The following is a 21,444-nucleotide window of genomic DNA, read 5'->3' as shown; positions in this document are numbered from 1 at the left end:
ATCACCCGTGGCGAGGGAGCTTGCTCCCGCTGGTTCTGACAGACACACCGCAAAGGGACGCTGCGCGTCCAGCGGGAGCAAGCTCCCTCGCCACAAGAACCTCGCGCTTAAACAATCTGCTTCGCGTAAAACCTTTGGCGCCCTGCCGTGGTCTTTGAAACAGGACTTCCAGGGCGCGCGCGGCAGGCATGGCGACATCCAACGACTTCGCAAGACAGTGGTTCAGTGCCCGGGGCTGGAAACCGTTCGCCTTTCAGAAACAGGTGTGGAACGCGGTCAAGCGAGGGGAGTCCGGGTTGCTGCACGCCAGCACCGGTGCCGGCAAGACCTACGCCGTCTGGTTCGCGGCCCTCAACCGCTTCGCCCGCCCCGCGCCACCGCCCGACAAGCCGCGCAAGCGCAAACCGCCGGCCGAACCGCTGACAGTGCTGTGGATCACGCCGATGCGCGCCCTGGCCGCCGACACCGGCAAGGCCCTCGAAGCGCCGTTGGTGGATTTGCAACTGCCCTGGAGCGTCGGCCTGCGGACCGGCGACACCGGTGCCAGCGAGCGGGCCCGGCAAAGCCGGCGCCTGCCCACGGCCCTGATCACCACGCCCGAAAGCCTGACGTTGATGCTCGCCCGCGCCGATGCCCAGGCGGCCACATCGACGCTGCGCATGGTGGTGGTGGATGAATGGCACGAGTTGATCGGCAACAAGCGTGGCGTGCAGTTGCAATTGGCGCTGGCCCGTTTGCGCCATTGGCATCCCGACCTGATCGTCTGGGGCGTGTCCGCCACGCTGGGGAATCAGGAACACGCCGAGCAGGTGTTGATCCCGCGGGGCGATGGGATCAGCGTGCAGGGCGCCGACAGCAAGGCCCTGCGGGTCGACACCCTGCTGCCGCCTACCTTGGAACGCTTTCCCTGGGCCGGGCATATCGGCCTGAAGATGCTGCCCCAAGTGGTGGCAGAGATCGACGCCAGCAGCAGTTGCCTGGTCTTCACCAACACCCGCGCCCAATCGGAAATCTGGTACCAGGCCATCCTTGAAACCAGGCCCGACTGGGCCGGGCTGATCGCCCTGCACCACAGTTCGCTGTCCCGCGACACCCGGGATTGGGTGGAACGCGCACTGAAGGAAGGCCAGCTCAAGGCGGTGGTCTGCACCTCCAGCCTCGACCTGGGGGTGGATTTCCTGCCGGTGGAACGGGTGCTGCAGATCGGCTCGGCCAAGGGCGTGGCCCGGCTGATGCAACGGGCTGGACGCTCCGGCCATGCGCCGGGACGGACCTCACGGGTCACCCTGGTGCCGACCCACAGCCTGGAGTTGATCGAGGCCGCTGCCGCCCAGGACGCCGTGGCCCAACGGCGTATCGAGCCCCGCGAATCGCCCCACAAACCCCTGGACGTGCTGGTGCAACACCTGGTCAGCATGGCCCTGGGCGGCGGTTTCGTGCCCGAAGCGCTGTTCGAGGAAGTGCGCGGCGCCTGGGCCTATCGCGACCTGAACCCGGCCGAATGGGCCTGGGCCTTGGCCTTCGTGCGCCACGGCGGCCTGTCGTTGACCGCCTACCCCGACTACCGTCGGGTCGAACCGGATGAGCACGGCATCTGGCGGGTCCCCGACGCCCGCTTGGCCCGGCGCCATCGCATGAGCATCGGCACCATCGTCAGCGATGCCAGCCTGCAATTGAAATTCTGGAGCAAGGGTGGTGGCGGCAAGACCCTGGGCAGCGTGGAAGAAGGCTTCATCGCCCGCTTGCGGCCCGGTGACGGCTTTCTGTTCGCCGGGCGCCTGCTGGAACTGGTCCGGGTCGAAGACATGACCGCCTATGTGCGCCGCAGCCAGGCAAAAAAAGCCGCCGTGCCGCGCTGGAACGGCGGGCGCATGCCGCTTTCCAGTGAACTGGCCGCTGCTGTCGTGGCCCGCCTGAGCGAAGCGGCCCAAGGCCGTTTCGAAGGCCCGGAGATGCAAGCCGTGAAGCCGCTGCTAATGACGCAACAACGCTGGTCCGGCTTGCCCACGCAGGGCTCGCTGCTGGCGGAGGCGCTCAAGTCCCGGGAAGGCTGGCACCTGTTCCTGTACCCGTTCGCCGGCCGCCAGGTTCATCTGGGGCTGGCGAGCCTGCTGGCCTGGCGGGTGAGCCGGCAACAGCCGGTGACGTTTTCCATTGCCGTGAACGATTACGGCCTGGAACTGCTCAGTGCCACGCCGGTGGACTGGTCGGTGTGCCTGACGCCTGGGCTGTTGAGCACTGATCACCTGCTGGCCGACGTACTCGCCAGCCTGAACGCCGGCGAGTTGGCCTTGCGCCGCTTTCGTGAAATTGCCCGCATCGCCGGGCTGGTATTCGCCGGTTACCCCGGCGCGCCCAAGAGCACGCGCCAAGTCCAGGCCTCCAGCGGCCTGTTCTTTCAAGTGTTCAAGCAATACGACGCCGACAACCTGCTGCTGGCCCAGGCCGCGGAAGAAGTCTTGCGTGAAGAATTGGATATCCGTCGACTGGAGCAGACCTTGGAACGCCTCAACGCCTTGACGCTGGACCTGCATGTCATCAAGCGCCCTACCCCGCTGGGATTCCCGCTGTTGGTGGAGCGTTTCAGGGAAAGCATGAGCTCGGAAAAACTCGCCGATCGCATCCGCCGGATGGTGAGCGAACTCGAAAAAACCGCCGATCGCGGTGACGCCTGATGCCCGCGCCCTACCCCGTCAACCTGGCCGGTGAAGCACTCTGGCTGCTGCCGGAAAAAGCCGTCTACTGGCCCGCCCAGGAAACCCTGATGGTGGCCGACGTGCATTTCGGCAAGGCCGCCGCCTACCGCAGCCTCGGCCAGCCGGTGCCCCATGGAACCACCGCCAGCAACATCGAGGTTCTGGATGACCTGCTGGCGCGCCTGCCCTGCCGGCAGTTGATCTTCCTCGGGGATTTTCTCCACGGCCCGGGCTCCCACGCGCCAGGCACCCTCAACGCCCTGGCCGACTGGCGCGGCAAGCATCCGCACCTGGCGATGACGCTGATTCGCGGCAACCATGACAAGCGGGCCGGCGACCCGCCCGCCGCGCTGAACATCCGCGTGGTGCCGGAGCCTTTGCTGCTGGGCCCTTTCGCCGTACAGCACGAACCCGATCCCCATCCCAGCCGACACGTCCTGGCCGGGCATGTGCATCCGGTCTATCACTTGAGGGGCAAGGGCCGGCAACGCTTGCGCCTGGCCTGCTTCCGGCTGGGCAGCGACATCAGCCTGCTACCGGCCTTCGGCGCGTTCACGGGGGGCTATCGGGTCGAGCAGGACAACGATTGCAGGATTTTCGTCATTGGCGATAACGAAGTATGGCCCGTCAATTGACGGGCCATACGGATCAGGCAACGGGCGCTGGAGGCGGCTCATCCGGCAGGGTGGGCTCGCCGGGCTCGGTGGGCTGTTCGTTGGGAGTATCGGGATCAGGCTGGCCGGGGATACCACCCGCCGCTTCAACGGGATGGGCTAGCAATGACCAGGCCATGACGCCAATCTGATTGGGCTCAAGCCTTGCCAGTTCGGCACTGATTCGCGGATCGATCTTCATAGAGCAACTCCTGAGCGAAGGCCCGTTTCGCTGACGCAAAAACGGGCAGTACACCCAATAGAGTGTCTGCCCGCCCAGGAATTCCCACTGTTCGTCAGAATCAGGTCCGCGGCAGTGTCACGCCGCGCTGGCCCTGGTACTTGCCGCCACGGTCCTTGTAGGACACTTCGCACTCTTCATCGGATTCGAGGAACAACATCTGCGCCACACCCTCGTTGGCATAGATTTTCGCCGGTAGGGTCGTGGTGTTGGAGAATTCCAGGGTGACGTGGCCTTCCCACTCGGGTTCCAGCGGCGTGACGTTGACGATGATGCCGCAGCGGGCATAGGTGCTCTTGCCCAGGCAGATGGTCAGGACATTGCGCGGAATGCGGAAGTACTCGACGGTACGGGCCAGGGCGAAGGAGTTCGGCGGGATGATGCAGACGTCGCTCTTGATGTCGACGAAGCTTTTCTCATCGAAGTTCTTCGGATCGACGGTGGCCGAATTGATGTTGGTGAACACCTTGAATTCGTCGGCGCAGCGCACGTCGTAGCCATAGCTGGAGACGCCGAAGGAAATCAGCCGGTCGGGGCCTTCGCCACGCATCTGGCGCTCGACGAAGGGCTCGATCATGCCGTGCTCTTGCGCCATGCGGCGAATCCACTTGTCCGATTTGATGCTCATGGCGGGTTCCTGAATAGCGAGGTGGAAAAAAGACGTCCGGCATCTTACCGGGGCATGGGGCCGGGTTCAAAGCGCGGGACGCAAATCTCGCCGATCCGCCGGGATTTCCAAGGGCTGGCGACCCGCGCCGTGGCCGTCAGTCACCAAAACCGAGAAACCTTCGCAAAGACCATTGGCACGTTCCGGAAAAAGGGTTAAGGTGGCGTCACTGTGCTGCTTGTGTCACTGAGAATCTCTACACGATATGTTGAATTTCGATCCAACCATCTACAAGAATTTTTCCTGCTCTTTGCACTCAGTCTCGGCCAGGGTTCTTCCTGAGTCGCAGTTATCTTTGTTCAAGGAGTTACACCATGTCTAATCGCCAAACCGGTACCGTTAAGTGGTTCAACGATGAAAAAGGCTTCGGCTTCATCACTCCACAATCCGGTGACGACCTGTTCGTTCACTTCAAAGCTATCCAATCCGACGGCTTCAAAAGCCTGAAAGAAGGCCAACAGGTTTCTTTCATCGCTACCCGCGGTCAGAAAGGCATGCAAGCTGAAGAAGTACAAGTTATCTAACTTGTCCTTGCTTTAGTAAAAAGCCCCGCCCTCAAAAGCGGGGCTTTTTTGTGCCCGAGTGTTTTGTTCAAGCGCATAAAAAACCTGTGGGAGCGAGCTTGCTCGCGAAAGCGTTGTACCAGCCACCATAAAAGGTACTGATCGAACGCTTTCGCGAGCAAGCCCGCCCCCACAGGAGAGGATGGCTTCAGGCCGGCGTTACCAGGTCACGCCAAACCCCGCCGTATAGCGGGTCTTGCTCAGGTCGCTGTCCTCGGTCCCGTCGATGACATCCTTCTCGGCCTTGAGGTTGAGCGACGCCCAATCGGTGACCTTGTAGCGCAGGCCCATCTCGGCGTCGTAGGCGTATTCGGCCACGCCGGACAGCGGCTTGCCCACCTCGCCATTGGTGAAGAACTCGACACGCTTGCCAATCAGGTAGCGGTTGTAGTCCCACTTCATGGCCACGGAATAGAAGTTGTCCTTGCCACCGTCTCGGTACTCGTAGTCCGTGCGGTTGAGCAGCGAGCCCAGCGAGAACGCCCCCAGCTCGTCGTCCCAGAACTGGTAGCCCGGACCGGTACCCACCACGCGTTGACGGGCCAGGTCCTCGACCTTGTCACGCTTGTAGTTGAGTCGCCCCTGCCAGAACCACTTATCCGTCAGGAACCGGTCCAGGGAGTATTCCAGGCGCCAGTTGTCGGTCGACACCACGTCATCCTGGAACTCGCGGTTGTATTCGCCTTCGGCGTTATGCCGCCATCGGCCATGGCGCGCCGAGGTCTTGAAGTCGATGTCGTAATCGTCGGTATCGTTTTCCGCGCGCTTGTAATCCAGCGCGGCATCGATATTGCCTTTCCAGACGAGGTCTTCGACCACCGGCTTGGGCTTGAGGATCTGCTGGATACTGGCCAGCTCGACGGTCTTGGGCGCCTCGCCATTGGCCAGCGTCACCTTGCCATCCTCGGCCGCGTGCAGCGCCTTGGCCTTCTCGCCGGTGTAGGCATCCTGTTTGACCAGCAGTTGCTGGTCGCTCTCCAGGGTCTTGACCTGTTTCCAATCAATGGGAACCGCCCCGGCGTAATCGGTCTGGATCAGCAATTTGCCGCCATCGAAAACGGTGATCTTGCCGCTGAGCTTGTCGCCGTTCTTCAACCAGACAGTGTCGGCGAGCAAGGGCATGGAGGCGCTGGTAACAGCTAGGCATAGCAGGGTTCTGGACAACATAAGCGTATAAAGAGCTCAAGTTTGCGATAAAAAGGCGGCATTATCCCCCAGGACGACACCTTAGGAACGACTGACCCGAGTATTTCGAATGAGTTCATTTCTCAATCGTCCCTGTAGGAATTAATCTACAGACGGGCACTACCTCATCAGGAATCCAACCCGTGACCGATACCCCAGCGGCGCCCGAGAATGCCGCCCAGATTCGCCGCACCACCCTGTACCTGACCCTGGCCCAAGTGCCCGCCGGCAAGGTGGTCACCTACGGTCAACTGGCTGAAATGGCGGGCCTGGGCCGGGCTGCGCGCTGGGTGGGGCGCACTCTCAGCCAACTGCCGGACGACACCAAGCTGCCCTGGCACCGGGTCCTGGGCGCCGGCGGTCGGATCAGCCTGCCGGTGGGCAGCGCGTCAGGGGACGAACAACGCGCGCGCCTGCGCACGGAAGGGATCAGTGTCCTGAACAATCGTGTTGATATTCAGCGCCATGGCTGGCGCCCGGTAGAGCACAGCGGTTAGAGTGCGCGCTTTGTTTTCGCAATTTTTGAGGCAGACTCCAGCCCATGCCCCGTAAAACCTGGCGCGCCGCCCTCGCCGCCTATGCCAGTCCCTCGACGCTCGTGCTGTTGCTGCTTGGCTTCGCTGCCGGCTTGCCGTACATGCTGGTGTTTTCCACGCTTTCGGTCTGGTTGCGCGAGGCCGGCGTGGCTCGCGAAACCATCGGTTACGCGAGCCTGATCGGCCTGGCGTACGCCTTCAAATGGGTCTGGTCGCCGCTGCTCGACCAATGGCGCCTGCCGCTCCTGGGCAAGCTCGGGCGCCGCCGCTCCTGGCTGGTGCTCTCCCAGGCACTGGTGATCCTGGGCCTGGTGGGCATGGGCTTCTGCGACCCACAAAAACACCTGTCCTGGCTGATCGCGATCGCGGTGCTGGTCGCCTTTGCCTCGGCCACCCAGGACATCGCCGTCGACGCTTACCGCCTGGAGATCGCCGACGACACCCGCCAGGCGGCCCTCGCCGCCAGCTACATGTCCGGCTACCGCGTCGCCGCGCTGCTGGCCACCGCTGGCGCGCTGTTCTTCGCCGAAGGCTTCGGTTCCACCGGCTTCAGCTACAAGCACTCGGCCTGGGCCGGCACCTACCTGCTGTTCGGCGTGCTGATGGTGCCGGCGCTGCTCACCTCGCTGTTCATGCGCGAACCGCCGGTGCCGTTGCGCACCCAGTTGCAAGCCGGGCGCTACACCTTTGCCCATCAACTGGCGTCGGTGTTCGTGCTGATCATCTTGCTGGTGTCGGTGCCGGCGATGTTCACCCAACTCTACAACACCGATTTTGCCAGCGTGCTGTTCGAGGGCGTCAGCCTGCTCGACCTGCTGCTCGAAGACCGCGCCTTCCTGCGGGCCATCCTCTATATCATCCTGACCTCCCTGTGCCTGTCGGCCATGGGCCGGCGCGGGCTGGCGCCCGTGCTCACGCCGGTCAACGACTTCATCCTGCGCTACCGCTGGCAGGCCTTGCTGCTGCTGGGCTTGATCGCGACCTACCGGATGTCCGACACGGTGATGGGGGTCATGGCCAACGTCTTCTACATCGACCAGGGCTTCACCAAGGACCAGATCGCCAGCGTCAGCAAGATCTTCGGCCTGATCATGACCCTGGTCGGCGCCGGCATGGGCGGCCTGCTGATCGTCCGTTTCGGCATCCTGCCGATCCTGTTCATCGGCGGCGTGGCGTCGGCCGCCACCAACATCCTGTTCCTGATGCTCACCGACATGGGCGCCAACCTGAAGATGCTGATCGTCACCATCTCCCTGGACAATTTCAGTTCCGGCCTGGCGACTTCGGCCTTCGTCGCCTACCTGTCGAGCCTGACCAACCTGAAATTCTCCGCTACCCAGTACGCCCTGCTCAGCTCGATCATGCTGTTGCTGCCGCGCCTGATCGGGGGCTATTCGGGGGTGATGGTGGAGAAGTTCGGCTACCACACCTTCTTCCTGATCACCGCCCTGCTCGGCGTGCCGACCTTGGTGCTGATCGCCCTGCACTGGTTTCAGGAGAACCGGCGCCAGCAGGCGGCGCCAGCCGCGGAGCCGACGCCGACCCGCCCGGCGCAAGAGTCGTAGGAAACGTCAGCAGACGCCGTTGAAACCGGCGTTTGCACCCGGCGACCGCCCACGCGCCTGTACGCCAGGGCATCTCGCCCGTACAATGCTCCGTCACTTCTAGTCTCAGCAACCGACAACGGCCAACCATGCGCACCAGTCAATTTTTGCTCGCCACACAGAAAGAAACGCCTTCCGACGCCGTCGTGATCAGCCATCAGTTGATGCTGCGTGCCGGCATGATCCGCAAACTCGCCTCGGGCCTGTACACCTGGCTGCCGATGGGCCTGCGGGTCATGCGCAAGGTCGAAGCCATCGTCCGCGAAGAAATGGACGCCGCCGGCTCTCTGGAAGTGTTGATGCCGAGCACCCAACCGGCCGAGCTGTGGCAGGAATCGGGGCGCTGGGAAGAGTATGGCCCTGAGCTGCTGCGCATCAAGGACCGTCACGGTCGCGACTTCTGCGCAGGCCCTACCCACGAAGAAGTGATCACCGACCTGATGCGCAACGAGTTGAGCAGCTACAAGCAGTTGCCCATCAACCTGTATCAGATCCAGACCAAGTTCCGCGATGAGATCCGCCCACGCTTCGGCCTGATGCGCGGCCGCGAGTTCATCATGAAGGACGCCTATTCGTTCCACGCCGACCTGGCTTCGCTGCAAGTCACCTACGACCGCATGCACCAGGCCTACTGCAACGTGTTCACCCGCCTGGGCCTGAAATTCCGCCCAGTGGAGGCCGACAACGGCTCGATCGGCGGCGCCGGCTCCCACGAGTTCCACGTGCTGGCCGAGTCTGGTGAAGACGACATCGTCTTCAGCAATGGCTCCGACTACGCCGCCAACATCGAGAAAGCCGAAGCCGTGCCACGGGAAACCTCCCGCGCCGCGCCGAGCGAAGACTTGCGCCTGGTGGACACGCCGAACGCCAAGACCATCGCCCAACTGGTGGAAGGCTACAACCTGCCGATCGAACGCACCATCAAGACCCTGATCGTGCGGGCAGAAGAAGCCGGCAAGCTGATTGCCCTGATTGTCCGTGGCGACCACGAGCTGAACGAAATCAAGGCAGCCAACCAGCCAGGCGTCGCCAGCCCGCTGGTCATGGCCACCGAGGCCGAACTGCGCGACGCCATCGGCGCCGGTGCCGGTTCCCTTGGCCCGCTGAACCTGCCGCTGCCGATCATCATCGACCGCTCGGTTGAACTGATGAGCGACTTCGCCATCGGCGCCAACCAGGACGACAAGCACTATTTCGGCGTGAACTGGGAACGCGACCTGCCGGTGCCCACCGTGGCCGACCTGCGCAACGTCGTGGCCGGCGACCCGAGCCCGGACGGCAAGGGCACCCTGGAAATCAAGCGCGGCATCGAAGTCGGGCACATCTTCCAGCTGGGCAACAAGTACAGCAAGGCGATGAAGTGCGAAGTGCTGGGCGAGAACGGCAAGCCGGTCACCCTGGAAATGGGTTGCTACGGCATCGGCGTGTCCCGCGTGGTCGCCGCCGCCATCGAGCAGAACAACGACGACAAAGGGATCATCTGGAGCGACACACTGGCGCCTTTCCAGATTGCCCTGGTGCCGCTGCGCTACGAGACCGACCTGGTTCGCGAAGCCACCGACAAGCTCTACGCCGAACTGACGGCTGCCGGCTTCGAAGTGCTGCTGGATGATCGCGACAAAAAAACCAGCCCCGGCATCAAGTTCGCGGACATGGAACTGATCGGCATCCCGCACCGGATCGTCGTCAGCGACCGCGGCCTGGCCGAAGGCAACCTGGAATACAAGAGCCGCACCGAGGCCGAGCCGCAAGCGCTGCCGGTCGCCGACGTGCTGTCTTTCCTCCAGGCCCGTATCCGCCGCTGAGACCAGATAGAGACGTCATGTTCAAGCGAAACACCTTAGGCCTCGGTGGCGCCGCCCTGTGCGGCGCCCTGCTGGTCAGCGGCTGTGCCAACCAGATGTCACAACGCAGCGAGCACGAAGAGCGGGTCGAGCGCAAATTGCTCGACCACAGCTTGCAGATCGACGTGGGCGAACCCAAGGTGCTCGACCTGCCGCAGCGTCGGGTGCGCATCAATGAGCAGAAGACCTTCGAAGTCACCGAGTTCGAGGTCACGCGCCATTACGACCGCTATACGCCTTACCAACCCTGGCGGGAGGTCTACGAGATCCCGCTGGGCGCGGTGGCCGTGGTGGCTGGTATCGGCGCGAACGTGGTCAACGTGTTCGCCCTGGGCAACCTGCCGGACACCGTGACCCGTGACTGGCTCAGCTACGGTGTCGCCGGTCTCAACCCGTTCATGAACGTCCCCTCCCACGGCCGCGCCCAGCAGAACCTGGCGGGCATCGACGAAGTCCAGCGCGACAAGCGGACGGAGCACTCGAGCCTGCCCTGGAGCGAACGTCCGGTAGAGGTCAAGGCCGCCCGGCAGACCTTCGAGCTGAGCACCGACCGCAATGGCGTGCTGCGCCTGAACCTGCTGGAAAGCCCGTTCGCCGAGCAGGACCTGAGCCAGTTCGGCAAGTTGCAGATCAGCGTGACCGACGCCCAGGACGAGGTCCATACCGACTCATCCCTGAGCATCAGCAGCACGTTGCGCAGCAAGCTGGTGGAAGCGCATGCACTGATCTACGACGACCTGGAAGACGACGAGGTGAGCCAGTGGGTGCATCGGGTCAAGCGCCTGTCGGAATTGGGGCTTGAAGAAGAAGCCAGCGAACTGGAACAGAGCCTGATCGAACTGACGCGCAACGATCCGGAACTGCAGACCGAGTTCATGAAGGCACTGACCAAGGATGGCGGCCGGCTGGTTGCGGATCCCGGAGCCCATTGACCTCTCTGTGGCGAGGGAGCTTGCTCCCGCTGGGCTGCGCAGCAGCCCTAAAACAGATGACCCAACTTATCTGAAACATCCCGGTGATCGGGTTGAGGGCCGCTACGCGGCCCAGCGGGAGCAAGCTCCCTCGCCACAAAAGCGCCTCTGCGCTGTTCTGTTCGGCAACCTCACCGCTCAAACAACTCCAACTGCTCGAACCCTCCACGCAAATCTTCCAGCCGCACCCCTATCCCCAATAACCGCACCGGCTTGCCGCCACGGTTGAAGGCCTGGGTCAGCAGCAGTTGATAGCTGCCCAGATCCCGCCCTGCCCCGGCCTGTTCGAGGGTGGTCTGGGTGAAGTCGTGGAATTTGACTTTGACGAACGGCTTGCCCGGGCGGTAACTGCTGTCGATCCGGGCCATTCGGCCGCTGAGGGTTTGCATCAGCTCGGGCAGCTTGTCCAGGCAGCTCGCCAGATCAGGCAGGTCGACATCGTAGGTGTTTTCCACACTGATGGACTGCCGCCGGCTGTCATTGTGCACCAGGCGCTCGTCGATCCCACGGGCCAGGCTCCAGAGTCGCTCGCCGAAACTGCCAAATTCGCGCACCAGCGCCAGCTTGTCCCACTGACGCAAGTGCAGGCAATCCATGATGCCAAGCCTGTTCAACTTGTCGGCGGTGACCTTGCCGACTCCGTGGAGCTTGCTCACCGGCAGGGCCGACACGAAGTCCTCGACCTGGTCGGGGGTGATCACGAACAGCCCGTTGGGCTTTTTCCAGTCGCTGGCGATCTTGGCCAGGAACTTGTTCGGTGCCACACCGGCAGAGACCGTGATGTGCAACTGATTGGAAACACGCCGCCGGATGTCCTGGGCGATGCGGGTGGCACTGCCGCCGAAATGGGCGCTGGCGGAAACGTCCAGATAGGCCTCATCCAGCGACAGTGGTTCGATCAGGTCGGTGTAGTCGCTGAAGATCGTATGGATCTCCTTCGACGCTTCGCGATAGGCATCCATGCGCGGCTTGACGATGGTGAGGTCCGGGCAGAGCTTCAAGGCATGCCCGGACGACATCGCCGAGCGCACGCCATAGGATCGCGCTTCGTAGTTGCAGGTGGCAATCACCCCACGCCGATCCGCCGAGCCGCCCACCGCCAGGGGTTTTCCGGCCAGCCGCGGGTCGTCGCGCATTTCGATGGCGGCATAGAAACAGTCACAGTCGACGTGGATGATCTTACGTTGCGTCATAGCGAAGCGGAGCGTGGGACGAGTCGGGCCACCAGTATCGCACCCATACCTGTATATAGCACCAGTAGTACGGAAAGATCGTTCGCCGGAACTCGAAAAGCCCTACATAAATGTGTTTTTTTAATCGCAACAAACGCCTCGATAGAGCGCGAGCCCTTGCCAGGCCTGCGTCACAGCGCGGTCGGCGTCCGCGCAGCCTGGCTAAGCGCTTGAAGCTGAAGAGATTTTTTGAACGTCGGGGTTGACACCTACGCGTTCCCCTGTAAAATGCCGCCTCACAGACGCGGGATGGAGCAGCCTGGTAGCTCGTCGGGCTCATAACCCGAAGGTCGTCGGTTCAAATCCGGCTCCCGCAACCAAACATCAAAAAAGGTCATTCGAAAGAATGGCCTTTTTTGTGCCTGGAAGTTTTTGCAGGCCCGCCACCATTTCCCTGTGGGACTGGGGCTGACCTGGAAACCCAGGCTGCAGGAAAATTTCCTTTTTGATTTCGCGCATTTACCTGCATCGCATGGGAACTGGCCACTTGTTTGACCCTAACCTCGTTTAACGGTTGACACTCAGGCGTTCGCCTGTAGAATGCCGCCACACAGACGCGGGATGGAGCAGTCTGGTAGCTCGTCGGGCTCATAACCCGAAGGTCGTCGGTTCAAATCCGGCTCCCGCAACCAAATATCAAGAAAGGCTGCTCGAAAGAGCGGCCTTTTTTGTGTCTGCTATAAAAGGCTACATTACAAATTTTTTGTAATTATTTTCTGCCGCAGGGATTGGTAACTTGGCTGGATACCCCCATCCTGTCGCGCATAGCTCAAGAGGTGATTGATGCGCGCCCACTCGTCTGACCCGCAAGACTCTGTTACCGCGACACAACCGATCAAGGCCGAGCGATTGCGCTGGCTGGATCGGATCAGCCAGTACCGTCAGCCTATCGGTCTCGCCATCACGCTGCTGTTGTTTGCGATTGCATTGATTGCCTGCCGCCACTTGCTTAGCGAGCTCGATCTGTACGCGTTGCACGACTCGATCCTGGACGTGCCTCGCCCGGCCCTGCTCGGAGCCTTCGCCGCCACGGCGGTCGGCTTCGTCATTTTGCTGGGCTACGAATGGTCAGCGAGCCGCTACGCGGGAGTGACGCTGCCTCCACAGACGCTGATCCTGGGCGGATTCAGCGCATTCGCCATCGGCAATGCGATTGGCCTGTCGTTGTTGTCGGGCGGTTCGGTTCGCTACCGCCTGTACGCACGCCATGGCCTGGGCGCAGCGGACGTCGCCCACATGACGCTGTTCGCCAGCCTGTCCCTGGGTTGCGCACTGCCGCCTCTGGCAGCCTTGGCCACCCTCAGCGACCTGCCCTCCGCCTCGGCCGCGCTGCGCCTGCCTGCCACCCTGCTCGGCGCGATTTCCGTGGCGGTGCTGCTGCTCACCAGCGTGCTGGCCATCGGCATCTATCGTCGGCGCCTGCCAGACCAGCCCCATCGCGACAGCCTGCTGGTCAAGGCCGGGCGCCGCACCCTGCGCCTGCCGGGCCGCCGCCTGACCTTCCTGCAACTGGTCATCACCGCACTGGATGTCGCGGCGGCCGCCACCGTGCTGTATCTGTTGCTGCCCGAGGCGCCACCGTTCGGCGCGTTCCTGCTGGTGTACCTGCTGGCCCTGGCGGCCGGCGTGCTCAGCCATGTACCGGGTGGCGTCGGCGTGTTCGAGGCCATCCTGCTGGCCGCGTTCGCCGACAAGCTGGGGGCCGCGCCGCTGGCCGCCGCCCTGCTGCTCTATCGCCTGATCTACGTGTTGCTGCCGATGCTGGTGGCGTGCGTCCTGCTGCTGGTCAACGAGGCACAACGGCTGTTCCAGACGCGCCAGACGTTACGCGCCGCCTCGGGCTTCGCCGCGCCGATCCTGGCGGTGCTGGTGTTCCTGTCGGGCGTGGTACTGCTGTTTTCCGGCGTGACCCCGGAGATCGACACCCGGCTGGAGCACATCGGCTTCCTGATCCCCCATCGCCTGGTGGATGCCTCGCACTTTGGCGCCAGCCTGGTGGGCGTATTGTGCCTGCTGCTCGCCCAAGGCCTGCGCCGGCGCCTGTCCGCCGCCTGGATGCTGACCACCGTGTTGCTCCTGATGGGTGCCCTGCTTTCGCTGCTCAAGGGCTTCGACTGGGAAGAAGCCACGTTGCTGACCCTGACCGCCGCCCTGCTGGCAGTGTTCCGGCGCTCGTTCTATCGCCCCAGTCGCCTGACTGAGCTGCCCTTCTCGCCACTGTTCCTGATCGCCAGCCTCTGCGTGCTCGGCGCCTCGATCTGGCTGCTGCTGTTTGCCTACCAGGACGTGCCCTACAGCCACCAACTGTGGTGGCAGTTCACCCTCGACGCCGACGCCCCGCGCGGTTTGCGCTCCCTGCTGGGGGCCGCGGTGCTGCTGGTGGTGGTGTCCCTGACCTGGCTGCTGCGCACCGCACGGCCGGTGATCCACTTGCCGACCCCGGAAGAACTGGAGCGCGCCAGGACGATCCTCATGGCCTCGTCACAGCCCGACGGCGGCCTGGCACTGACCGGCGACAAGGCGCTGCTGTTCCATCCCAACGACGCGGCGTTCCTGATGTACGCGCGCCGCGGCCGCAGCCTGGTGGCGTTGTATGACCCGATCGGCCCCACCCAGCAACGGGCCGAGATGATCTGGCAGTTTCGCGACCTGTGCGACATCCACCATGCCCGCCCGGTGTTCTACCAGGTGCGCGCCGAAAACCTGCCCTACTACATGGACATCGGCCTGACAGCGATCAAGCTCGGTGAAGAAGCGCGGGTCGACCTCAAGCGCTTCGATCTCGAGGCCAAGGGCAAGGAGATGAAGGATCTGCGCTACACCTGGAACCGTGGCAGCCGCGACGGCCTGTCGCTGGAAATCCACGAGCCGGGCCAGGCGCCGATGGATGAGCTCAAGGTCATTTCCGATGCCTGGCTGACCGGCAAGAACGTGCGCGAGAAGGGCTTCTCCCTGGGCCGCTTCAGCGACGACTACCTCAAGCATTTCCGCATCGCGGTGATTCGCTTCGAGGGTCGCCCGGTGGCGTTCGCCAACCTGCTGGAAACCCACAGCCATGAACTGGCCAGCCTCGACCTGATGCGCGCTCACCCCGAGGCACCGAAACTGACCATGGAATTCATGATGGTCGGCCTGATCCAGCATTATAAGAACCATGATTTCGCCCGTTTCAGCCTGGGCATGGTCCCACTGTCGGGCCTGCAACCGCGTCGTGGCGCGCCGTTGACCCAGCGCCTGGGCTCGATGGTGTTCCGCCGCGGCGAGCAGCTCTACAACTTCCAGGGGCTGCGCCGCTTCAAAGACAAATTCCAGCCTGACTGGGAACCTCGCTACATGGCCGTGCCCGCCGGACTCGATCCGCTGGTGGCCCTGGCCGATACCGCCGCCCTGATTGCAGGCGGCCTGACTGGACTGGTGAAACGCTGATGATGCAACGCTCCTGGCGATACGTAGTGGCCGCCCTGCTGGTGCTGGCGGTGATTCTCGGTGGCGGTTACTGGTACTGGAACCGCCCTGCCCCACAACCCACCCTGGAACAACTGACGCCCGCCGAGGGCGCCGCGATGACCCGGGTCATTCCCGGCACCAAGCCCCGTGCCCAGGTGCTGGTGGCGGTCAACGAAGACCAGAAGCTCAGCGACAGCCAACTGACGACCCTCAGCCGCAGCGGCTCGGCCCAGATTGTCCAGGTGATCCTACCCAAGGACTGCATGCAGCAAGGGCGTGCCTTGCAAGCGGGCCTGCGCGAGCTCCAAGGCCCGGCCACGCTGGTCAGCGGCATCGGCCCGGGTGCCGTGCTCGCCTGGCGCTGGCTGGCCGAGCAGAAGGACGACGACGTCAAGGCCGTGTCGGTGGACCTGGCCCTGGAAAAACCCGGCTGCACCCACCTGCTGCCGAAAAGCGCGGCCCACGGCCACTGGCTGGTGGCCTGGAACGACAACCCCGACGACACCAGCGCCGGTTTCGTACGGGACCAGAAGAATGCCGAAACCAGCATCAGCGACTACGACATCAGCCTGCCGCAAGTGCTGAACAACGAACTGCGCAAGATCCTGGTCGGCGCCGACAAGGGCAAGGGTGGCCTGGCCATCCCGGTGGTCGAAGTGCCCGCCAGCCAGGCACGGGACACCGTGACCCTGTTCCTTTCCGGCGACGGCGGCTGGCGCGACCTGGACCGCGACGTGGCCGATGAAATGGCCAAGATCGGCTACCCGGTGGTCGGCATCGATACCCTGCGTTACTACTGGCAGCACAAGAGCCCCGAGCAGAGTGCGGTGGACCTCGCCGAGCTGATGCAGCATTACCGCCAGATCTGGGGCACCAAGCGTTTCATCCTCACCGGCTATTCCTTTGGCGCCGACGTGCTGCCGGCGATCTACAATCGTCTGCCAGCCACCGAGCAGCAGCGGGTCGATGCGATTATCCTGCTGGCCTTCGCCCGCACCGGCAGTTTCGAGATCGAGGTCGAGGGCTGGCTTGGCAACGCCGGCACCGAAGCCGCCACCGGCCCGGAAATGGCCAAGCTGCCGGCCGAGAAAGTGGTGTGCATCTACGGTGGCGAAGAAGCCGACGAAAGTGGCTGCACCGACAAGACCGCCGTGGGCGAAGCCATCAAGCTGCCTGGTGGCCATCACTTCGACGAGAACTACCCGGCCCTGGCCAAGCGGCTGATCGACGAGATCAACAAGCGCCAGAACGCGACAACGTCCGAGCAGTGAGCTGATCGAGCCCGACAAAAAAGCCCTTGCCGTCCTAGGACCGCAAGGGCTTTTTATATATAGCGCATGCTTTTGTGGCGAGGGGATTTATCCCCGTCCGAGTGCAAAGCACTCGCTTGTTTTTCGCCGACATTGAGGGTTGCTTCGCAACCCAACGGGGATAAATCCCCTCGCCACAGATAAACCTCCTCACCACAAAAGTACATCTTGTCCTGATAAAACAGTTCGTCACAGCGTCCACAAATAAGCCCCCGCTGCCGCAAGACAACGGGGGCTTATTGTGGATCGGAGCTACATCTCGACCTGCGTCCCCAGCTCGATCACCCGGTTCACCGGCAGGTTGAAGAAGCGCAGGTTGCCGTTCGCGTTCTTCAGCAAGAAGGCGAACAGCAATTCGCGCCAGCGGGCCATGCCCTCGAGCTTGGAGGCGATGACCGTCTCGCGGCTGAGGAAGTAGGTGGTGCGCATCGGGCTGAAGTCCAGGTCATCCAGATGGCAGAGCTTGAGCGCCAGCGGCACATCCGGCTCGTCGGTGAAGCCAAAGTGCAGGATCACCCGGAAGAACCCTTCACCATAGGCATCGACCTCGAAGCGCCGTTGCGGCGGAACCCGGGGAATGTCTTCGTAGACCACCGTCAGCAACACCACCTGCTCGTGCAGCACCTGGTTATGCAGCAGGTTGTGCAACAGCGCATGGGGCACCGCGTCGGACCGCGCGGTCAGGAACACGGCGGTGCCCTGCACACGGTGCGGTGGCTGCACGCGGATGCTGCTGATGAAGATCGGCAACGGCAGCGCGCCTTCGTCCAGACGCTCCACCAGCAACTGCTTGCCGCGCTTCCAAGTGGTCATCAGCACGAACAGGGCAATACCGGCAACAACCGGGAAGGCGCCGCCCTGGATGATCTTCGGCACGTTGGCGGCAAAATACAGGCCGTCCACCAGGAGAAAACCGAGCAACACCGGCACCGCCAACAGCGGTGGCCACTTCCACAACAGCAGCATCACGGCCGAGACCAGGATCGTGGTCATCAACATGGTGCCGGTCACCGCCACGCCATAGGCCGAGGCCAGGGCACCGGAGGACTCAAAGCCCAGCACCAGCAGGACCACGCCCACCATCAGCGACCAGTTCACCGCGCCGATGTAGATCTGGCCTTGTTCGGCGCTGGAGGTGTGCTGGATGTACATGCGCGGGATGTAGCCGAGCTGGATCGCCTGGCGCGTCAGGGAAAACGCCCCGGAAATCACGGCTTGCGAAGCGATCACCGTGGCCAGGGTCGACAGGCCCACCAACGGGATCAACGCCCAGCTTGGCGCCAACAGGTAGAACGGGTTGCGCGCCGCTTCCGGGTCGCCCAGCAGCAATGCACCCTGACCGAAGTAGTTGAGCACCAGCGCCGGCAGCACCAGGATGAACCAGGCGCGTGCGATCGGTTTGCGACCGAAATGGCCCATGTCGGCGTATAGCGCTTCGGCGCCGGTCAGCGCCAGCACCACGGCACCGAGGATTGCCACGCCCATGCCGGGATGCACGAGGAAGAAACGCACGGCCCAGGCCGGGTTAACCGCCTGCAGCACTTCCGGGTGCTGGCTGATGCCATAGACCCCCAGGGCGCCGAGCACCAGGAACCAGGTCACCATGATCGGGCCGAACAGGATGCCGATCCGCGCCGTACCGTGACGCTGGATAATGAAAAGCCCCACCAGCACCACCAACGACAGCGGCACCACCCAGTGGTCGATGCCCTCGAACGCCAGGCCAAGGCCTTCGATCGCCGAGAGCACGGAGATCGCCGGGGTGATCATGCTGTCGCCGTAGAACAGCGCTGCGCCGATCAGGCCGCAGATCACCAGAAAGGTCCGCAACCGCGCCCGCCCCGCTGCGGCCCGCCGTGCCAGGGCAGTGAGCGCCATGATCCCACCCTCGCCCTGGTTGTCGGCCCGCAGGACGAACATCATGTACTTGATCGACACGACCCAGATCAGCGACCAGAAGATCAACGACAGGATGCCCAGCACGCCGTCATGGTTGACCGCCACGCCGTAGCCGCCGGAAAACACTTCTTTGAGGGTGTACAAGGGACTTGTGCCGATGTCGCCATAAACCACTCCGACCGCCGCCACCAGCATGCTCAGCGGCTTCGCTGCCGAATGCTCGGCACCCGCCGCCTGACTACTTGCATGACCCATCCAACACTCCTGATTCCCAGACCTGTCTGCTTGAACGAAAGCACTCTGCTACCTGACGCAGCATGCACTGTTTAACATCTCGTAACAGGTGTTTTGTTGACTGTAAAAACCGGTAAAGCGCAAAGGCGCGAAGCATAGCGCAGCACTCGTCGTTTTTCCCGGTATAAAGCTGGTCAACGGCCTCGTCCACCGCTAGAATTGCGCACTTTTTGATCAGAGGCGCGTCAGGCGTCCTGTCTCGGCAAGAGACGATCCCCCTACACCGAGGTTAGACATGTCCACCACTACCGCGCCAGCCAACCCGAAGGTTGGCTTCGTTTCCCTGGGTTGCCCGAAGGCTCTGGTCGACTCCGAGCGCATCCTGACCCAGCTGCGCATGGAAGGCTATGACGTCGTGTCCACGTACCAGGACGCCGACGTGGTAGTGGTCAACACTTGTGGCTTCATCGATTCGGCCAAGGCCGAGTCCCTGGAAGTGATCGGCGAAGCCATCAAGGAAAACGGCAAAGTCATCGTCACCGGCTGCATGGGCGTGGAAGAAGGCAACATCCGCGAAGTGCACCCCAGCGTGCTGGCGGTGACCGGCCCGCAGCAGTACGAGCAGGTGGTCAACGCCGTGCACGAGGTGGTGCCCCCGAAACAGGACCATAACCCGCTGATCGACCTGGTGCCGCCGCAAGGCATCAAGCTGACCCCGCGCCACTATGCCTACCTGAAGATTTCCGAAGGCTGCAACCACAGCTGCAGCTTCTGCATCATCCCGTCGATGCGCGGCAAGCTGGTGAGCCGCCCGGTGGGCGACGTGCTCGATGAAGCCCAGCGCCTGGTCAAGGCCGGCGTCAAGGAACTGCTGGTAATTTCCCAGGACACCAGCGCCTACGGCGTCGACGTGAAGTACCGCACCGGGTTCTGGAACGGCGCGCCGGTGAAAACCCGCATGACCGAACTGTGCGAGGCCCTCAGCACCCTCGGCGTCTGGGTTCGCCTGCATTACGTCTACCCGTACCCGCACGTCGACGAACTGATCCCGCTGATGGCCGCCGGCAAGATCCTGCCGTACCTGGACATCCCGTTCCAGCACGCCAGCCCGAAAGTGCTCAAGGCCATGAAACGCCCGGCGTTCGAAGACAAGACCCTGGCCCGGATCAAGAACTGGCGGGAAATCTGCCCGGAGCTGATCATCCGCTCCACGTTCATCGTCGGCTTCCCCGGCGAAACCGAAGAAGACTTCCAGTACCTGCTGGATTGGCTGACCGAAGCCCAGCTCGACCGCGTCGGCTGCTTCCAGTACTCCCCGGTCGAAGGCGCGCCCGCCAACGACCTGAACCTGGACGTGGTGCCGGACGACGTCAAGCAGGACCGCTGGGAACGCTTCATGGCGCACCAGCAGGCCATCAGCTCGGCCCGCCTGCAAATGCGCATCGGCCGTGAGATCGAAGTGCTGGTGGATGAAGTCGACGAACAGGGAGCCGTGGGCCGCTGCTTCTTCGACGCCCCGGAAATCGACGGCAACGTCTTCATCGACAACGGCAGCCACCTCAAGCCAGGCGACAAGGTCTGGTGCAAGGTGACCGACGCCGATGAGTACGACTTGTGGGCTGAGCAGATCAACTGATCGAGCCACTGCAATACCTTGTGGGAGCGGGCTTGCTCGCGAAAGCGGCGTATCAGTTAACCGTCATTTCGACTGACACACCGCCTTCGCGGGCAAGCCCGCTCCCACAATTTTTTGAAACCCGGTAAAAATTGAAAAGCCCCGCCCTTGCGACAAGATGCGGGGCTTTTTTACGGCTATCGTATGGAGAACATCAGGTCATCCAGCACAAGGAACAGGCGGGCATGCGGCAGCATTCGGTCATCCATACACCGAAATCGAGCGATTACCAGGAACTGACCCAGGTATGGGAGGCATCGGTGCGCGCGACCCATGACTTCCTGCCGGACAGCTACATCGAGTTGCTCAAGAACCTGGTGCTCACCCGCTACCTGGACGCGGTGATGCTCATTTGCACCCGGGACACCCGCCAACGGATTACCGGCTTCGCCGGCGTGGCGGCCGGCAAGATCGAAATGCTCTTCATCGACCCGCAACACCGCGGCCAGGGCCTGGGCAAGCAATTGCTGCACTACGCCATGGAACACCTGAACGCCGACGAGCTGGACGTCAACGAGCAGAACCCCCAGGCCCTGGGTTTCTATCTCAAGCAAGGTTTCGAAGTCATCGGCCGCTCGGAACGGGACGGCATGAACCAGCCCTACCCGTTGCTGCACATGCGCTACAAGCAATCCGACCTGAAGGCCCGACGCGGCTAAAAGCCACACAGCGCAAATGGACCCGCGA

At 63.0% G+C, this 21,444-nt stretch carries 16 protein-coding genes and 2 tRNA genes; 13 read left to right on the top strand and 5 right to left on the bottom strand.

What is annotated here, in order from left to right; genetic code table 11:
- Positions 1-188 precede the first annotated feature (188 nt).
- Together V3H56_RS06035 and pdeM are read left to right on the top strand one after the other, a co-directional pair.
- Positions 189-2,675 (top strand): ligase-associated DNA damage response DEXH box helicase, encoded by a 2,487-nt coding sequence (locus V3H56_RS06035; RefSeq protein ID WP_338474342.1) that lies wholly within the window; start codon positions 189-191, stop codon positions 2,673-2,675.
- Positions 2,675-3,331: a ligase-associated DNA damage response endonuclease PdeM gene (gene pdeM, locus V3H56_RS06030; RefSeq protein ID WP_042731526.1), complete on the top strand. Its 657-nt coding sequence runs from the start codon at positions 2,675-2,677 to the stop codon at positions 3,329-3,331. The genes V3H56_RS06035 and pdeM overlap by 1 nt, the downstream gene beginning before the upstream one ends.
- A 13-nt stretch (positions 3,332-3,344) precedes the next feature.
- Here pdeM and V3H56_RS06025 read toward each other — a convergent pair whose 3' ends face one another.
- Together V3H56_RS06025 and dcd are read right to left on the bottom strand one after the other, a co-directional pair.
- Entirely contained in the window at positions 3,345-3,551 is a 207-nt protein-coding gene (locus V3H56_RS06025; protein WP_003184748.1) for a hypothetical protein, read from the bottom strand.
- 100 nt (positions 3,552-3,651) lie between these two features.
- Positions 3,652-4,218, bottom strand: coding sequence for a dCTP deaminase (dcd, locus tag V3H56_RS06020; RefSeq protein WP_016965530.1), 567 nt, complete (start codon positions 4,216-4,218; stop codon positions 3,652-3,654).
- A 353-nt stretch (positions 4,219-4,571) separates the two neighbouring features.
- Here dcd and V3H56_RS06015 point away from each other — a divergent pair, with 353 nt between their 5' ends.
- Positions 4,572-4,781 carry a cold-shock protein gene (locus V3H56_RS06015; RefSeq protein WP_002554837.1) on the top strand — a complete coding sequence of 70 codons (210 nt, stop codon included), beginning with the start codon at positions 4,572-4,574 and terminating at the stop codon, positions 4,779-4,781.
- Positions 4,782-4,979: 198 nt separating this feature from the next.
- On the opposite strand, the gene V3H56_RS06010 is transcribed toward V3H56_RS06015, so the two are convergent.
- Entirely contained in the window at positions 4,980-5,987 is a 1,008-nt protein-coding gene (locus tag V3H56_RS06010; RefSeq protein ID WP_042732366.1) for a DUF481 domain-containing protein, read from the bottom strand.
- Positions 5,988-6,148: 161 nt separating this feature from the next.
- On the opposite strand from V3H56_RS06010, the gene V3H56_RS06005 reads away from it, so the two are divergent.
- From V3H56_RS06005 to V3H56_RS05990, 4 genes are all read left to right on the top strand, one after another.
- The gene (locus V3H56_RS06005) at positions 6,149-6,502 is read left to right on the top strand and encodes an MGMT family protein (RefSeq protein WP_042732365.1); all 354 of its coding nucleotides are present in this window, start codon (positions 6,149-6,151) and stop codon (positions 6,500-6,502) included.
- A gap of 44 nt (positions 6,503-6,546) precedes the next feature.
- Positions 6,547-8,106: an AmpG family muropeptide MFS transporter gene (locus V3H56_RS06000; RefSeq protein ID WP_042732364.1), complete on the top strand. Its 1,560-nt coding sequence runs from the start codon at positions 6,547-6,549 to the stop codon at positions 8,104-8,106.
- 128 nt (positions 8,107-8,234) lie between these two features.
- The gene (locus V3H56_RS05995) at positions 8,235-9,950 is read left to right on the top strand and encodes a proline--tRNA ligase (protein WP_042732363.1); all 1,716 of its coding nucleotides are present in this window, start codon (positions 8,235-8,237) and stop codon (positions 9,948-9,950) included.
- A gap of 17 nt (positions 9,951-9,967) precedes the next feature.
- Complete coding sequence (locus V3H56_RS05990; protein ID WP_042732362.1) at positions 9,968-10,921, top strand: lipoprotein; 954 nt, start codon at positions 9,968-9,970, stop codon at positions 10,919-10,921.
- Between the two features lie 170 nt (positions 10,922-11,091).
- On the opposite strand, the gene dinB is transcribed toward V3H56_RS05990, so the two are convergent.
- A complete protein-coding gene (gene dinB, locus V3H56_RS05985) occupies positions 11,092-12,153 on the bottom strand; it encodes a DNA polymerase IV (protein WP_047736983.1) in 1,062 nt (353 codons plus the stop codon).
- A 282-nt stretch (positions 12,154-12,435) separates the two neighbouring features.
- On the opposite strand from dinB, the gene V3H56_RS05980 reads away from it, so the two are divergent.
- The 4 genes from V3H56_RS05980 (at position 12,436) to V3H56_RS05965 (ending at position 16,910) form a co-directional block, all read left to right on the top strand.
- Positions 12,436-12,512 (top strand) — tRNA-Met (locus V3H56_RS05980).
- 235 nt (positions 12,513-12,747) lie between these two features.
- Positions 12,748-12,824 (top strand) — tRNA-Met (locus V3H56_RS05975).
- 151 nt (positions 12,825-12,975) lie between these two features.
- Positions 12,976-15,618: a bifunctional lysylphosphatidylglycerol flippase/synthetase MprF gene (gene mprF / locus V3H56_RS05970; protein ID WP_042731516.1), complete on the top strand. Its 2,643-nt coding sequence runs from the start codon at positions 12,976-12,978 to the stop codon at positions 15,616-15,618.
- The gene (locus tag V3H56_RS05965; RefSeq protein WP_338474341.1) at positions 15,618-16,910 is read left to right on the top strand and encodes an AcvB/VirJ family lysyl-phosphatidylglycerol hydrolase; all 1,293 of its coding nucleotides are present in this window, start codon (positions 15,618-15,620) and stop codon (positions 16,908-16,910) included. The genes mprF and V3H56_RS05965 overlap by 1 nt, the downstream gene beginning before the upstream one ends.
- A gap of 291 nt (positions 16,911-17,201) precedes the next feature.
- Here the strand turns inward: V3H56_RS05965 and V3H56_RS05960 are convergent, their stop codons facing one another.
- Positions 17,202-19,103, bottom strand: a complete 1,902-nt coding sequence (locus tag V3H56_RS05960; protein WP_047736988.1) for a potassium transporter Kup — start codon at positions 19,101-19,103, stop codon at positions 17,202-17,204.
- 274 nt (positions 19,104-19,377) lie between these two features.
- Between V3H56_RS05960 and rimO the strand changes: the two genes are divergently transcribed.
- Positions 19,378-20,718: a 30S ribosomal protein S12 methylthiotransferase RimO gene (rimO, locus tag V3H56_RS05955; RefSeq protein WP_042731513.1), complete on the top strand. Its 1,341-nt coding sequence runs from the start codon at positions 19,378-19,380 to the stop codon at positions 20,716-20,718.
- Between the two features lie 224 nt (positions 20,719-20,942).
- Positions 20,943-21,416: a GNAT family N-acetyltransferase gene (locus V3H56_RS05950; RefSeq protein ID WP_047736990.1), complete on the top strand. Its 474-nt coding sequence runs from the start codon at positions 20,943-20,945 to the stop codon at positions 21,414-21,416.
- Positions 21,417-21,444: the final 28 nt, after the last annotated feature.

The organism is Pseudomonas sp. MS646 (assembly GCF_036693845.1).
GTDB classification, from domain to species: Bacteria; Pseudomonadota; Gammaproteobacteria; order Pseudomonadales; family Pseudomonadaceae; genus Aquipseudomonas; species Aquipseudomonas chlororaphis_E.
Note: the sequence above shows the minus strand (reverse complement) of the source record. Positions and strands in the feature narration are given on the sequence as shown.

Bases quoted from the DNA above. Each gene is read 5' to 3' on its own strand.
- V3H56_RS06010 (WP_042732366.1), bottom strand. From the start codon at position 5,987: ATGTTGTCCAGAACCCTGCTATGCCTAGCTGTTACCAGCGCCTCCATG.
- V3H56_RS06015 (WP_002554837.1), top strand. From the start codon at position 4,572: ATGTCTAATCGCCAAACCGGTACCGTTAAGTGGTTCAACGATGAAAAA.
- V3H56_RS05950 (WP_047736990.1), top strand. From the start codon at position 20,943: ATGCGGCAGCATTCGGTCATCCATACACCGAAATCGAGCGATTACCAG.
- pdeM (WP_042731526.1), top strand. From the start codon at position 2,675: ATGCCCGCGCCCTACCCCGTCAACCTGGCCGGTGAAGCACTCTGGCTG.
- V3H56_RS05965 (WP_338474341.1), top strand. From the start codon at position 15,618: ATGATGCAACGCTCCTGGCGATACGTAGTGGCCGCCCTGCTGGTGCTG.
- V3H56_RS06025 (WP_003184748.1), bottom strand. From the start codon at position 3,551: ATGAAGATCGATCCGCGAATCAGTGCCGAACTGGCAAGGCTTGAGCCC.
- V3H56_RS06035 (WP_338474342.1), top strand. From the start codon at position 189: ATGGCGACATCCAACGACTTCGCAAGACAGTGGTTCAGTGCCCGGGGC.
- V3H56_RS05990 (WP_042732362.1), top strand. From the start codon at position 9,968: ATGTTCAAGCGAAACACCTTAGGCCTCGGTGGCGCCGCCCTGTGCGGC.
- V3H56_RS05960 (WP_047736988.1), bottom strand. From the start codon at position 19,103: ATGGGTCATGCAAGTAGTCAGGCGGCGGGTGCCGAGCATTCGGCAGCG.
- dcd (WP_016965530.1), bottom strand. From the start codon at position 4,218: ATGAGCATCAAATCGGACAAGTGGATTCGCCGCATGGCGCAAGAGCAC.
- V3H56_RS06000 (WP_042732364.1), top strand. From the start codon at position 6,547: ATGCCCCGTAAAACCTGGCGCGCCGCCCTCGCCGCCTATGCCAGTCCC.
- V3H56_RS05995 (WP_042732363.1), top strand. From the start codon at position 8,235: ATGCGCACCAGTCAATTTTTGCTCGCCACACAGAAAGAAACGCCTTCC.
- dinB (WP_047736983.1), bottom strand. From the start codon at position 12,153: ATGACGCAACGTAAGATCATCCACGTCGACTGTGACTGTTTCTATGCC.
- mprF (WP_042731516.1), top strand. From the start codon at position 12,976: ATGCGCGCCCACTCGTCTGACCCGCAAGACTCTGTTACCGCGACACAA.
- rimO (WP_042731513.1), top strand. From the start codon at position 19,378: ATGTCCACCACTACCGCGCCAGCCAACCCGAAGGTTGGCTTCGTTTCC.